General features: G+C 47.0%; 14 protein-coding genes. 12 read left to right on the forward strand and 2 right to left on the reverse strand.

The window, feature by feature from the left end; translation table 11 throughout:
* Positions 1–4 precede the first annotated feature (4 nt).
* The 12 genes from codB to D1970_RS11455 all read left to right on the forward strand — a co-directional run bounded on the left by codB (position 5) and on the right by D1970_RS11455 (position 12,333).
* Complete coding sequence (gene codB, locus D1970_RS11400) at positions 5–1,273, forward strand: cytosine permease (protein WP_119113045.1); 1,269 nt, start codon at positions 5–7, stop codon at positions 1,271–1,273.
* Positions 1,270–2,538 (forward strand): cytosine deaminase, encoded by a 1,269-nt coding sequence (locus D1970_RS11405; RefSeq protein ID WP_119112991.1) that lies wholly within the window; start codon positions 1,270–1,272, stop codon positions 2,536–2,538. The genes codB and D1970_RS11405 overlap by 4 nt, the downstream gene beginning before the upstream one ends.
* A gap of 159 nt (positions 2,539–2,697) precedes the next feature.
* A complete protein-coding gene (locus D1970_RS11410) occupies positions 2,698–2,976 on the forward strand; it encodes a hypothetical protein (protein ID WP_119112992.1) in 279 nt (92 codons plus the stop codon).
* Between the two features lie 80 nt (positions 2,977–3,056).
* The gene (locus D1970_RS11415; protein WP_119112993.1) at positions 3,057–4,166 is read left to right on the forward strand and encodes a methyl-accepting chemotaxis protein; all 1,110 of its coding nucleotides are present in this window, start codon (positions 3,057–3,059) and stop codon (positions 4,164–4,166) included.
* A 10-nt stretch (positions 4,167–4,176) separates the two neighbouring features.
* Positions 4,177–4,416 (forward strand): hypothetical protein, encoded by a 240-nt coding sequence (locus tag D1970_RS11420; protein ID WP_119112994.1) that lies wholly within the window; start codon positions 4,177–4,179, stop codon positions 4,414–4,416.
* A 5-nt stretch (positions 4,417–4,421) separates the two neighbouring features.
* A complete protein-coding gene (locus D1970_RS11425) occupies positions 4,422–4,655 on the forward strand; it encodes a CsbA family protein (protein WP_119113046.1) in 234 nt (77 codons plus the stop codon).
* A 572-nt stretch (positions 4,656–5,227) separates the two neighbouring features.
* The gene (gene uvrB / locus D1970_RS11430; RefSeq protein WP_119112995.1) at positions 5,228–7,207 is read left to right on the forward strand and encodes an excinuclease ABC subunit UvrB; all 1,980 of its coding nucleotides are present in this window, start codon (positions 5,228–5,230) and stop codon (positions 7,205–7,207) included.
* Between the two features lie 7 nt (positions 7,208–7,214).
* A complete protein-coding gene (uvrA, locus tag D1970_RS11435; RefSeq protein WP_119112996.1) occupies positions 7,215–10,088 on the forward strand; it encodes an excinuclease ABC subunit UvrA in 2,874 nt (957 codons plus the stop codon).
* A 157-nt stretch (positions 10,089–10,245) separates the two neighbouring features.
* On the forward strand, positions 10,246–10,563 hold the full coding sequence (locus D1970_RS11440) for a magnetosome magnetite crystal formation protein family (protein ID WP_119112997.1): 318 nt from the start codon (positions 10,246–10,248) through the stop codon (positions 10,561–10,563).
* Between the two features lie 25 nt (positions 10,564–10,588).
* A complete protein-coding gene (locus tag D1970_RS11445; RefSeq protein WP_119112998.1) occupies positions 10,589–11,722 on the forward strand; it encodes a DUF4097 family beta strand repeat-containing protein in 1,134 nt (377 codons plus the stop codon).
* A 64-nt stretch (positions 11,723–11,786) separates the two neighbouring features.
* Complete coding sequence (locus tag D1970_RS11450; RefSeq protein WP_119112999.1) at positions 11,787–11,975, forward strand: PspC domain-containing protein; 189 nt, start codon at positions 11,787–11,789, stop codon at positions 11,973–11,975.
* A gap of 4 nt (positions 11,976–11,979) precedes the next feature.
* On the forward strand, positions 11,980–12,333 hold the full coding sequence (locus D1970_RS11455) for a phage holin family protein (protein WP_119113000.1): 354 nt from the start codon (positions 11,980–11,982) through the stop codon (positions 12,331–12,333).
* Positions 12,334–12,798: 465 nt separating this feature from the next.
* Here D1970_RS11455 and D1970_RS11460 read toward each other — a convergent pair whose 3' ends face one another.
* Both D1970_RS11460 and D1970_RS11465 read right to left on the reverse strand, forming a co-directional pair.
* Positions 12,799–13,356, reverse strand: coding sequence for an N-acetylmuramoyl-L-alanine amidase (locus D1970_RS11460; RefSeq protein WP_119113001.1), 558 nt, complete (start codon positions 13,354–13,356; stop codon positions 12,799–12,801).
* 76 nt (positions 13,357–13,432) lie between these two features.
* Positions 13,433–13,660 (reverse strand): DUF2164 domain-containing protein, encoded by a 228-nt coding sequence (locus tag D1970_RS11465; RefSeq protein WP_119113002.1) that lies wholly within the window; start codon positions 13,658–13,660, stop codon positions 13,433–13,435.
* Between the last annotated feature and the right edge of the window lie 48 nt (positions 13,661–13,708).

A 13,708-nucleotide genomic window follows, 5' to 3' on the forward strand; every position in this document is an offset into this window, starting at 1 on the left:
AGAAATGGAAAAGAAAACAGATCGCGATTTTTCATTGCAGGCTGTACCGCAGTCACACCGAAACGGTTTTTGGAGAATGCTCGTTGTTATGCTCGGCTTCACTTTTTTCTCGGCAAGCATGCTGTCAGGCGGTACGCTCGGCCTTGGACTTACGATGGGCGAGTTCATCGTGGCTGTTCTAGCTGGGAACCTCATCCTTGGAGCTTATACTGGAGCACTTGCTTACATCGCTGCCAAAACTGGGCTTTCGACACATTTGCTCACACGCTATGCTTTTGGTGAAAAAGGCTCTTATCTTTCTTCGTTTCTGCTAAGTGGGACGCAAATTGGCTGGTTTGGCGTCGGTGTCGCAATGTTTGCGGTCCCCGTCCAAAAAGTAACAGGTGCAGACACTTATCTGTTAATTGCAGTTGCCGGTCTGCTTATGACAGCAACAGCATTTTTCGGAATGAAGGCTCTCGCGATATTGAGCTTTATCGCAGTGCCGGCCATTGCCGTTCTTGGAGGCTTCTCGGCTTTTGAAGCGCTCGGGGATCTTGGGGGAATGGCGGCGCTGATGGATTATCAGCCGAAGGAAAGCCTTGGAATGGCGGCCGCTTTGACCATCTGCGTAGGCTCCTTTATCAGCGGCGGAACGCTGACACCCGACTTTGCACGATTCGCAAACACGAAAAGAAATGCAGTGCTGACCACCGTGCTCGCTTTTTTCATCGGAAACTCGCTTATGTTCTTCTTCGGCGCAATTGGCGCAATTGCCACAGGGCAATCGGATATTTCGGAAGTCATGTTCCTCCAGGGACTGATACTTCCGGCCATCATTGTGCTTGGCCTCAACATCTGGACAACAAATGACAATGCCCTTTATGCATCAGGCCTTGGAATCTCGAATATTACTAAAATCAAAAAGAGCAAGGTTGTCATTTTCAACGGAATCATCGGAACTGTCATGGCGATGTGGCTGTACAACAACTTTGTTGGCTTCCTGACGATCCTCGGCGCGGCACTCCCGCCAATCGGCGCCATAATCATTGCAGACTATTTTATCCTAAACCGCGGCAAATACCGCAGCTTTGAAAATATGAAGTTTAAATCTGTCAACTGGCTGGCGCTCACGGCTTGGGGCGCGGCAGTAATGATTGCCAAATTTGCACCGGGCATCCCGCCGCTAAACGGCATTCTCGGAGCGGCATTCATCTATACGGTTCTTGGCTTCGCCGCAAACAGAGTTACGGTTGCAGGCAGACTTGAAATGGAAGAGGTGACGGAAGCGTGATTATTAAAAACGCAAAGTTAAGGAACAGGGATGGTCTTTGGCAAATACTGCTGAAAGACGGGAAAATTGAAAAAATCGCACCTGCGGGTGAAACCGTGAGCGGCCAGCAAATCATCGACGTTAACGGGAGCCTTGTGCTGCCGCCGTTTGTCGAGCCGCATATCCATCTTGATACAACTTTGACTGCCGGTGAGCCGAAATGGAATGAAAGCGGCACATTGTTCGAAGGAATTCAAAGGTGGTCGGAGCGCAAGCAGTTTCTAACCATTGAAGACGTGAAAACAAGGGCGAAAACCGCGCTGAAATGGCAGATTGCCCAGGGGATTCAGCATGTCAGGACACATGTGGACGTAACTGATCCAAAACTCACAGCGCTGAAAGCCCTGCTGGAAGTAAAAGAAGAAATGTCTCCATATGTGAATTTGCAGCTTGTCGCCTTTCCGCAGGAGGGAATCCTTTCCTATCCGAATGGCAGGGAACTGCTGGAAGAAGCGTTGCGTATGGGCGCTGATGTCGTTGGCGGCATCCCGCATTTTGAGTTTACTAGGGAGTATGGCGTCGAATCGGTGAAAACGACTTTTGAGCTGGCTGAAAAATACAGTTGCCTTATCGATATCCACTGTGATGAAATCGACGACGAGCAATCTCGTTTTATCGAAGTGGTTGCTGCGGAGGCCTACCGCCTAGGAATGGGCGAAAAAGTAACGGCGAGCCATACGACTGCAATGGGATCCTACAATGATCCTTATACATCCAAGCTTTTCCGGCTGCTGAAGCTTGCAGACATCAACTTTGTATCGAACCCACTGGTCAATATCCATCTTCAAGGGAGATTCGACACTTATCCGAAGCGGAGGGGCTTGACCCGGGTAAAAGAACTGCAGGAAGCCGGCCTGAATGTTTGCTTTGGCCATGACGATATTTTCGATCCGTGGTACCCGCTTGGAACAGGAAATATGTTGAAGGTGCTCCATATGGGTATCCATGTTGCCCAGCTGATGGGCTACGAGCAAATTGTCCGCTCTCTCGACCTTATCACGGATAACAGCGCAAGGACCTTGAACATTCAAGGTATGTACGGAATTGAAGAAGGCAAGCCGGCGAATTTGATTGTACTTGCGGCGGAAAATGAATATGAAGCAGTCCGCAAGCAGGCAGCTGTCCTCTATTCCATTCGCGAAGGCCGCATCATTGCAGAAACAAAGCCTGCAGAAACGACGATCAGCCTCGGGGGACAGGTAGAAAAGGTCACATATAATAAGTGAAAATAGTTTGCCGCAGCGGAGAAAAGCTGCGGCATTTTTTTATGGGAAAAATATCATAAAAATTTCATTGAAATAGAATTCAAAAATAGGGGAAAGTTCCGATATTTAATGAGAAAGGAAATAAAAGGCTAATAAAAACATGTAAAGGGGAAGGCGATATTGGAAGAAATCCAGAAAATGAAGCTTGAAACTTTAAAATCTAAGAATTCAGCTATGTTTTATACATTATTAATCTCACTAATCGCAGCGGGATTTTACAGCGTGGCAGCCAACAAGGTTTTTGAAATTTGGGTTTACGGGATTGAGATTCTTATATTTACAGGATTGTTTATTGTTCTGCAGTATGTACTAAAAAAAGAATCCTTATTTCCATACTTAAGCATTGTGCTTTTATATTCAGCAGCGAGTACTGTCATTATAGTAAAGGGGGCTCTGTAGAGGTCATCCAGGTACTGGCTTTCCTTCAGGTATATTCGGTCATCCAGCTTTCCCCTCCGCTTTTTGTAACAGGATCGCTTATGGGGTTTGGCGTACTCCTGCTGAATTATTTCTACGCTTCCGACAAAGCAGCCGAACCTGCTTTTACAACTGGATTCCTTACGTATTTGCTGACAGCGGCGGCTCTGTTTGTTTTAATCAAAATAACTGGCAGGCAGTCAATGCTCGTTGAAAGGCTTCTAGTTGAGTCCGTGGAAACCAGGGTTGAGAAAGAAGAGAAACAGGAAATACTCGAGCATGAAATCACACAGATGGCGGAACGGATCGCCGAGGTAAACAGACAAATCCAGCATCACAGTGGCGCCCAGCTTGAAATGAAGACTGCTATCAGGGAAGTGGCAGCGGGCAGCCAAAACCAGACAGAGCAGATTGCGAGCATTGCCGAAAACTCTTTCTCTGCTTCGCAGGCAATGGGAGAGATGGAAGTTGTCACAGCAGAGCTGTTCAAGGATACGGAACGGGCTCATGGGATGGCAATGGATGGAGAAGGGAAAATTTCAGTCCTACAGTCGGAAATGAATGATGTTCATGGAATGATTTCCGGACTGAACAAGGCTTTCGAGCAGTTGACAAATAAAATTCAGGAAACGAATGAATATGCTGTCACGATTCGGGATATCACCACACAGACGAACTTGCTTGCTCTGAATGCCAGTATCGAAGCAGCCAGGGCAGGGGAGGCAGGGCGCGGTTTCTCTGTTGTTGCCGAGGAAATCCGCAAGCTTGCTGAAACAACGAAAACAACGACAGAAAACATTACCGGCAACCTGGAGGAAGTCAATGAGACAAACGGGCTTGCACTTGAAAAAATGAAGCAAAGCGCCGTGAAATTCGAGGGAAGTGTCGGCACAACAAAAGAAATGGCCAGTTATTTTGCTGAATTGAACAGCACGATTTCCATTTTGAATAGAAAGTTTACGAGCTTTGATACCCTTGTAAAGGATGTGAAAGAAAAATCGACCCAGGTGGAAGTGGCCACAAACGAGATGGCGGCAGTTGCCGAGGAAGCATCAGCAGGCCTCGAAGAAATGCATGCAACCGTCGAAACAATCACCGAGGATAATGAAAGAACCGCCGTCAATATGGCCGAGCTGAACGAAATTGCTGCCAAAATCCGGGCAGCCCTTTAGGAAGCCGGCCATGCAGTCTGCCCTAGAGCTTCTTTCGAGAGTCATAGAGTGGAGGAAATGCTGCAGACGTCTGAGAGCGGTCAGCCCGAGTGTGAAAATCCGCAGGGGTCTTGGCGTAGGAAGTCCGAGTTGTGGAAGTGCGGAAGCCTTGTCTTATACCCGGAAAAAAGTTATCCTAAAGGGTAGCTTAAGGAATCTTTCGGACGGACATAAAGAGGGCGGGCGTGATGCTTGTCCGGGTGAGGTGTAATCATGATGGTCATCAAATATTTGTCGGCATTCCTGCTGCCAGGTCTGCTGGTTGTTTTTTTTACAAGGGTGGCCTATAACCAAGTCGTCGGCCTTGTGCTTACAGTTGGCCTGATTGCGGCTTCGGTTTATAAAGGCTATACGGACTCGTGGTGGCTAATTGTAATCGATGCTTTCTCTCTGACGCTTGGCTTTTACTTTTCCAACAGGATGAGACAGCGATTTCGTGAAAATAAATAGGAAGAGCCTGCCGTAACGATACGGCAGGCTTTTTGCTTATTTGAAAGCCTTAGTGTTGTGTTAGGAACCAGTATTGCGGCGAAAAGATGAGGTTTCTGGGGGCCAGTCTTCTTTAGAGTGTCATTTTGGTTTGGATTTTTACTGGCTTGAGCTGGCAGGGAGTTGGGAAATAATTAATTCTTCCGGGAAATAACAGGATTAGGACAGAAAACACGTTGATTAAGACAAGAATCAAGTTGATTAGGACAAAAAACTTAGTGATTCGGACAATTAGACAATTTACGTAAAAAATAAATACGATAAACCGGCAATAACCCAGTATCTCCTACCTTCCAGCCACCGCAATGCAGAAGCACAGTTTATCAATCATTTGATGAACGAAAATCCGCTATCATCTTCTCCTTTCGACTCTTCTGTGCGAAAAATATCTAGAACATTTGTTTGCTTTTTGTTGGTTAACAATGGGAGCTTTGTGGTAGAATGAATGTATTAAAAGAAAGACGGAATAAACACCTCGTTTTGAAAACCGAGGCTTATTTTATAGAAGGAATTTTTCAATAGGAGGCTTTTTTGTGAAGGATCAGTTTGAATTAGTCTCAAAGTATTCCCCGCAGGGTGACCAGCCAGAAGCGATCAGGAAGCTGGTCCAGGGCATTAATGAGAACAAGCGGCACCAGACGCTCCTGGGCGCGACGGGGACCGGGAAGACGTTTACGATTTCAAATGTCATTAAAGAAGTGAATAGGCCTACGCTCATCATCGCCCACAACAAAACGCTGGCTGGACAGCTGTATAGCGAGTTTAAAGAATTTTTCCCGAACAATGCTGTCGAGTACTTTGTCAGCTACTATGACTATTACCAGCCGGAAGCATATGTGCCGCAGACAGATACCTTCATTGAAAAGGACGCGAGCATCAATGATGAAATAGACAAGCTTCGGCACTCGGCAACCTCTTCCTTGTTTGAACGGAAAGATGTCATCATCATCGCCAGTGTCAGCTGCATCTATGGCCTCGGTTCTCCTGAAGAATACCGGGATTTAGTTGTTTCACTCCGAACCGGCATGGAAATCGAACGGAACCAGCTGCTCCGGCGCTTAGTTGATGTCCAGTATGAGAGAAATGACATCGATTTTAAGCGAGGGACGTTTCGGGTGCGCGGGGATGTTGTTGAAATCTTCCCTGTTTCCCGTGATGAGCATTGCATGAGGGTAGAATTTTTTGGTGATGAAATTGACCGAATCCGGGAAGTGGATGCCCTGACAGGGGAAATTATTGCCGAGCGCGACCACGTCGCCATTTTTCCAGCATCCCACTTCGTAACCCGCGAAGAAAAAATGAGAATTGCCATTGAGAATATTGAAAAAGAGCTGGAGGAACGACTTGAAGTCCTTCGTTCTAACGATAAGCTTCTCGAGGCCCAGAGGCTTGAACAGCGGACGCGCTATGACCTTGAAATGATGCGGGAAATGGGATTCTGTTCGGGAATCGAAAACTATTCTCGCCACCTCACATTAAGGCCGCCAGGATCGACACCGTATACGCTTCTCGATTATTTTCCCGAGGACTTATTGATTGTAATCGATGAATCGCATGTTACGCTTCCGCAAATAAGGGGAATGTTTAATGGTGACCAGGCCCGCAAGCAAGTGCTTGTCGACCATGGATTCCGTCTGCCATCCGCTATGGACAATCGCCCGCTCACATTCGGGGAATTTGAAAGCCATGTCCGGCAGGCTGTCTATGTTTCGGCAACACCGGGGCCATATGAGATTGAACATACACCGGAAATGGTCGAGCAGATTATCCGACCGACAGGCCTGATTGACCCGACCATTGATGTTCGGCCAATCCAGGGACAGATCGATGACCTGATCGGCGAGATCCAGGAACGGACGAAACGGAACGAGCGTGTCCTTGTCACGACGCTGACCAAAAAAATGTCAGAAGATCTGACAGACTACTTAAAAGAAATCGGCATTAAAGTGCAGTATCTTCATTCGGAGGTCAAAACGCTCGAGCGGATTGAAATTATCCGTGAGCTGCGGCTTGGCAAGTATGATGTCCTTATTGGAATCAACCTTCTCAGGGAGGGTCTTGATATTCCAGAGGTATCGCTTGTTGCCATCCTTGATGCTGATAAGGAAGGCTTCCTCCGGTCAGAAAGGTCTCTGATTCAGACAATGGGGCGCGCTGCCCGGAATGCGTCCGGCCATGTTATCATGTATGCAGATCGAATGACGAACTCGATGGAACTCGCGATTTCCGAGACAAACCGGCGCCGGGAAATCCAGGAAACCTACAATAAGGAACACGGCATCACACCGCAGACGATACAAAAAGACATCCGCGATGTCATCAGGGCTACAATTGCTGCCGAGGAGCAGGAAGCGTACAGCCCGTCCGAAGGCTTGAGGAAGCTGTCCAAGAAAGACCGAGACAAAGTAATTGCCAATATGGAAAAAGAAATGAAAGACGCGGCAAAAGCGCTCAACTTCGAAAGGGCTGCCGAGCTGCGTGATTTGATATTAGAGTTGAAATCGGAAGGATGACGTTTTTATGGCGATGGATAAACTGATTGTAAAAGGCGCCAGGGCCCACAATTTGAAAGATATCGATGTCACCATCCCGAGAGACAAGCTTGTCGTGCTGACAGGGCTTTCCGGTTCAGGAAAGTCCTCGCTGGCGTTCGATACAATCTACGCTGAGGGCCAGCGACGGTATGTAGAGTCATTGTCCGCGTATGCGCGTCAGTTTCTCGGCCAGATGGACAAACCGGATGTTGATGCAATTGAAGGGCTTTCGCCCGCGATTTCAATTGATCAGAAGACGACAAGCCGGAACCCGCGCTCGACAGTGGGTACCGTCACAGAGATATACGATTATTTAAGGTTGCTGTTCGCAAGGGTGGGGCGGCCTGTCTGCCCGATCCATAAGATAGAAATATCTTCTCAGACAATCGAGCAGATGGTGGACCGCATTCTTGATTACCCAGAGAGGACGAAGCTTCAAGTCCTCGCACCAATTGTTTCTGGACGGAAAGGGACGCATGCAAAAGTGTTCGAGGATGTAAAGAAGCAAGGCTATGTCCGTGTCCGGGTAGATGGAGAAATGATCGATGTCAGTGAGGAAATAGAGCTTGAAAAAAACAAGAAGCACAGCATTGAAGTGGTTATCGACCGGATTGTTGTTAAGGACGGCGTCGCAGCGCGACTTGCCGACTCACTTGAAAGCGCGCTTAAGCTAGGGGACGGGAAAGTTCTCATTGATGTCATCGGGGTAGAAGAGCTGATGTTCAGTGAAAATCATGCCTGCCCAATATGCGGATTTTCAATTGGCGAACTGGAACCAAGAATGTTTTCCTTTAACAGCCCATATGGAGCCTGCCCTGAATGTGACGGTCTCGGTAACAAGCTGGAAGTGGATATCGGTCTCGTCATTCCAAATAAAGACCTGACTTTGAACCAGCACGCCATCGCGCCATGGGAGCCAACTTCTTCGCAGTATTACCCATCCTTGCTGGCGGCAGTCTGCCAGCATTATGGAATCAGCATGGATACTCCAGTGAAGGACCTTCCTGCTCATGAACTCGATAAAGTTCTGAACGGTTCGGGCAGTGACCGGATTTACTTCCGCTATGAAAATGACTTTGGCCAAGTACGTGAAAATTATATCGTTTTCGAGGGAGTACTTAAAAATATAGAACGCCGCTATAAAGAAACGAGCTCCGATTATATCAGGGAGCAAATGGAGAAATACATGGCGGAGCAGCCGTGTCCCACCTGCAAAGGAAAAAGGCTGAAGCGGGAAAGCTTGTCTGTCTTAATTTCAGGGCAGAATATCGGAGAAGTTACGGCACTGTCGATAGAAGAGGCATATGACTTCTTTTCTACACTTGAGCTGTCGGAAAAAGAAATGAAGATTGCCAACCTGATTTTTCGAGAAATCAAGGAACGGCTTGGTTTCCTGATCAATGTTGGCTTGGATTACCTGACTTTGAACCGTGCTGCAGGAACATTGTCCGGCGGGGAGGCACAGCGTATCCGGCTAGCGACCCAAATTGGGTCGAGGCTGACAGGAGTGCTCTACATCCTTGATGAGCCATCTATTGGGCTTCACCAGCGCGATAATGACAGGCTGATTGGCACGCTGAAGAATATGAGGGATATCGGGAATACGTTGATCGTCGTTGAGCATGATGAGGATACAATGTTAGCCGCTGATTATTTAATCGATGTCGGTCCAGGTGCCGGAGTCCGTGGCGGTGAAATTGTTTCTGCAGGCACCCCGGAGGAGGTTATGAATGATCCGGCTTCCCTGACAGGGAAGTATCTTTCCGGTAAAAAGTTCATCCCGCTCCCAGTGGAACGAAGAAAGCCTAACGGCAGGCTCGTAGAAATTAAAGGAGCCCGAGAAAATAATCTGCAGAATGTCAATTTGAAGGTTCCTCTGGGGTTGTTTGTCGCGGTTACCGGCGTTTCGGGCTCGGGTAAGAGTACCTTGATCAACGATATTCTCCATAAAGCGTTAGCCATGAGGCTTCATAAGGCAAAAAGCAGGCCGGGAGAATTTCGGGAAATAAAGGGGGCGGAGCAGCTTGAAAAAGTTATCGATATCGACCAGTCGCCGATCGGGCGGACCCCTCGCTCCAACCCTGCAACCTATACTGGAACATTCGATGATATCCGTGATGTATTTGCTTCTACCAATGAGGCAAAAGTACGGGGATATAAAAAAGGGCGGTTCAGTTTCAACGTTAAGGGTGGCCGCTGCGAAGCCTGCCGGGGTGACGGAATCATTAAAATTGAAATGCACTTCCTTCCTGATGTGTATGTTCCGTGTGAGGTTTGCCACGGAAAGAGGTATAACCGGGAAACTCTTGAAGTACAGTATAAAGGTAAGAACATTTCCGATATTCTTGACATGACTGTTGAGAATGCGGTTGAATTCTTTGAAAATATCCCGAAAATTAAACGCAAGCTCCAGACAATCTGGGATGTCGGCCTGGGATATATTACGCTTGGGCAGCCGGCTACGACATTGTCCGGCGGGGAAGCTCAGCGCGTCAAGCTTGCGTCAGAGCTGCACCGCCGTTCGAACGGCCGATCACTGTATATTCTTGATGAGCCGACAACAGGCTTGCATGTTGACGATATTTCCCGCCTGCTGGAAGTATTACAGCGGCTTGTCGACAATGGCGATACGGTCCTTGTCATCGAACATAATCTTGATGTTATCAAAGCTGCGGACCATATTATTGACCTAGGCCCTGAAGGCGGGGACCGCGGCGGAACGATTATCGCTAGCGGAACGCCTGAGCAGGTAGCTGAGTCTCCAGGCTCGTATACAGGCAAATACCTGAAGCCTGTCCTTGATCGGGACCGGCTCCGGATGCAGAAGCTGATCGCTGAGCGTGAGACCAGCAAATCATAATTAAAACAAGGCTTCCCTTAGGTGCGGGAAGCCTTGTTTTAAACAGGATAAAAAAAAATTAAGGATTTAGCAACTCTGCCAGAATAAAGGCGGGGCAACACTTTCCCTGAAACTTCTTCTCTATTCCTTCGTATTAAAGAGAAGGAGATGTTTCGGCATGAATACGAATAAATTACTTTCGGGGTTTTGTTATTTAAGTTTTCTATTTGGTATAGGCGTTATTTCGCCGCTCGCTGTCTGGATAGCTTCAAAAGACACTGAAGTGAAAGGACATGCAAAAAAAGCTTTCTTTTCCCAGCTTATTCCTATGTCAGGGGTTGTGTTAGTTGTTTATTTTGCCTGGGCAGACTTGGCTCTGCTAAACTCCAGCGAGGAGGCACCATACCGTACATTAGTGGCGATTGCCGGAACAGGTTTGATTACGTTTATCGCCTATATATGGAATCTGGTAAAAGGGCTCAAGGTATTGATATAGTTTTACAAGAAGGGGGAGGAAGAAGATGAATGAAGAGCGTAAACGGATATTAAAGATGGTGGAAGAGGGTAAGCTGACTGTAAATGAAGCTTTATTTCTCTTGGAGCAGCTTGAAAAGAACGACAAGACGATGGAAGTAAAGCAAGAAGAACTGATGACAGAGCTGTCTGCTGTGGTAGAACCGGACGAGGGCCAGAAAACCAGAAGCAAAAAAGAGGAAAGCAATACAAATAGCTTCCAGTCTGTTAAAGATACAGTTTTTGATTTTGTGGATATGGCTTTTAAAAAAATAAAGAATCTTGATCTCGATTTGAACTTTGGGCAGTCTGTCGATATATCGCATATATTCCAGCACAGTGACACGTATTTGGATCAGATTGATATCGACCTTGCCAATGGCAGCGTCAGGATGATTCCATGGGATAAAAAAGATGTGAGAATCGAATGCAATGCAAAGGTATACAGGGTGGAAACGCAGGAGGAAGCCCGCCGCAAACTGCTAGAGGATGCGATTTTTGCCATAGAGGGCCAGAAAATGCGCTTTGCTGTTCAGCAGAAGTGGATGAAGGTTGCGGCTGATATTTACATTCCAAGGGAAGACTATGACACTATCCGAATCCGGCTGTTTAACGGGGGAATCGAAGGCAGTGAATTAACTGTCAAGGATTTCAAGGCAAAGACGGCCAATGGAAAAATCATCCTGGAAGGACTCGATTGCAGAAAGCTTGAAGCCGAAACAGCAAATGGCCATTTGAAAATTAGGCGGAGCATGATTAACGATCTTGAGGCAGAGACAATCAACGGAGCTATTACTGCGGAGGGATCATTTAGGCATGCAGATTTGCAGTCTTTCAACGGCCAAATCGGGTGCATGGTGGAAAATGAAGATTGTGAAAGTGTTGAAGTGAAATCAGCGACTGGCGGGATCGATATTTCTATCCCATCCGCCATTGCCCCAACAGGTACGCTGAAATCGAACCTTGGAAATTTCAGGCTTGAGATTGAGGGCGTGCATGTTATCGAAGAAAAATCAGAAATGGTGCAGAAATCACTTAGCTTCAGGCCAGACGCTGAAAGTCTGGAACCTTTGAGAATTTATGCTGAAACAAAAACTGGTGCGATTGTGCTGAAAAAGAACCGTGGCGCTGAAGTAAGGTAGGTCCGTTCTGGCTGGCAGACGGCAAAAATGAATTGGGCGTCTGCTGAAAAGGGAGGTCTTTTACATGAAAATAGTAAGATCGAGAACCAATCGAAAAATAGCAGGCATCATCGGGGGCATTGCGCAAACAACAGGAATTGATGCGACAATCCTTCGCATCATCTTTATCATCCTCTTGATTACGACAGCATTCTTTCCGTTGGCTATTACCTACCTTCTTCTGACTTTTATTATTCCGAAAGAGGAGAGGTAAGCAAATGAGATGGCTAATTGGTATTGTGATTAACGCAATTCTGTTCACAGCAATTGCAGGATACTTTGGCGAAGCTTTTTACGTAACCAGCTTTGGCGCAGCTCTGGCGGCAAGCTTCGTCCTATCTATTCTTAATGTCCTCGTCAGGCCAATCCTTATTATACTGACACTTCCTGTGACCGTCCTGACACTGGGGCTGTTTTTGTTCGTTGTTAATGCGATAACGATCATGATCACAGACCAGGTGATGGGCAGTTCCTTTGAAATACAGGGATTCGGGATGGCACTATTGACAGCGGTCATCATGGCCCTAGTAAATTTAATCATTCAGAGCACTATTTTGAAAAAAGAAGCATAAGAACAGGGCTGGCAGATGTGCCGGCCCTGTTCTTATGCTGTAAAATGGCGAATTTCAACAAGTGGAAAGTGGGAAATAATTTCATTCTCCCGGGAAATACGTTGATTCGGACAAAAAAAATTGTCTATTAGGACAGAAACCCTCGTGATTCGGACAAAAAATAGCTTAATTCGGACAAATAGACATTTTATTCCAAACAGGCTCCATCCTAAACCGATCCCAAAGTTGAAAAATCTGGCGGAAACTCAAACAAGAACTCGAATCAAAATTCTGTTCGAACTCAATTAAAACTCAACTCGAAAAACGACCGCACCTCGAAGCTCAATCATTAACTCGGCCAAAACTGAATCCGAAGCCCAATCCGAAGCCCACTCCGAAACGCCATCCAAACCCGAATCGAAGCCCAACCCGAAACTCTTCAATTCAAACTCAAACTCAACCGTAACCCAACCAAAAGCTCACCCCTCACCCCTCTCTTACAAGCCCATATTGCTCCACAATCGCTGCGACGATGGCGCCGGCGATTTTCTTACGGTAGGATTCAGATCGGAGGAGCTTACTTTCGTCCGGATTGGTCATAAAGCCGGCTTCCACAAGGACTGCATCCATGATGGTTTCCCGCAGGACATGGAAATCAGCGGTTTTGACACCGCGGTTTCGTAGTCCGGTTGCAGCAATGGCATTCCGCTGGATTTTCTGGGCGAGGGCATAAGCGCGAGGCGGCTTAGACAAGTATATGTATGTCTCGATTCCGCCTGCGTCGCTCCAGCCGCCGCCAAAAGCGTTTGCGTGAATGGAAATATACAAGTCAACGTCAAGATGGTTGGCGCTCTTGGTCCTTTCCCTTAACGTAACATCTCGTTCGTCCGAGTGGGCAAAGTAAACCGTTACATTTCGATAACATTCGAGTAGGCCGCGGGCATGGTTTGCAACAGCCTTGTTAAATTCATATTCCCGCATGCCATTCGGGCTACGCTTTCCTGTTGTATTGTAGCCATGCCCAGCATCAAGCATGATTTTCATATTGCGCTCCTCCTTATAAAGACTTCAGTCATCTATAAAGATATGAAGTTTTTATCAAAAGGGACATACACTTAAATTATTTTTCCAGCTCGTACATATCATCCAGTTTCCCCGTTAAGTATTTTTGCGCATCCGCGATGCCGAGATTGTAAAAATGGGGGGCGAGCTTATCCATGAAGAATTCGAGAATCAGCAATGCTGCCAGGTCCCCTAGTTCCTCACCGCGCTCTTCATAAAAATAGGATTGTATCTCACTGATAAGTGCATCTTTCGTTTCTTTATTTAATACAAATTTTCCGAGCATGTCACGACCCCTTTCCATGATTTAACCCAATTATAACTGTGCTTCAGG

Source organism: Mesobacillus zeae, from assembly GCF_003570705.1.
In the GTDB taxonomy this organism is placed as follows: domain Bacteria; phylum Bacillota; class Bacilli; order Bacillales; family Cytobacillaceae; genus Mesobacillus_C; species Mesobacillus_C zeae.

Coding starts and splice junctions, on each gene's coding strand:
- codB (WP_119113045.1), top strand. CDS start 5: ATGGAAAAGAAAACAGATCGCGATTTTTCATTGCAGGCTGTACCGCAG.
- D1970_RS11415 (WP_119112993.1), top strand. CDS start 3,057: ATGGGGTTTGGCGTACTCCTGCTGAATTATTTCTACGCTTCCGACAAA.
- D1970_RS11420 (WP_119112994.1), top strand. CDS start 4,177: ATGCAGTCTGCCCTAGAGCTTCTTTCGAGAGTCATAGAGTGGAGGAAA.
- D1970_RS11425 (WP_119113046.1), top strand. CDS start 4,422: ATGGTCATCAAATATTTGTCGGCATTCCTGCTGCCAGGTCTGCTGGTT.
- uvrA (WP_119112996.1), top strand. CDS start 7,215: ATGGCGATGGATAAACTGATTGTAAAAGGCGCCAGGGCCCACAATTTG.
- D1970_RS11440 (WP_119112997.1), top strand. CDS start 10,246: ATGAATACGAATAAATTACTTTCGGGGTTTTGTTATTTAAGTTTTCTA.
- D1970_RS11445 (WP_119112998.1), top strand. CDS start 10,589: ATGAATGAAGAGCGTAAACGGATATTAAAGATGGTGGAAGAGGGTAAG.
- D1970_RS11450 (WP_119112999.1), top strand. CDS start 11,787: ATGAAAATAGTAAGATCGAGAACCAATCGAAAAATAGCAGGCATCATC.
- D1970_RS11455 (WP_119113000.1), top strand. CDS start 11,980: ATGAGATGGCTAATTGGTATTGTGATTAACGCAATTCTGTTCACAGCA.
- D1970_RS11460 (WP_119113001.1), bottom strand. CDS start 13,356: ATGAAAATCATGCTTGATGCTGGGCATGGCTACAATACAACAGGAAAG.
- D1970_RS11465 (WP_119113002.1), bottom strand. CDS start 13,660: ATGCTCGGAAAATTTGTATTAAATAAAGAAACGAAAGATGCACTTATC.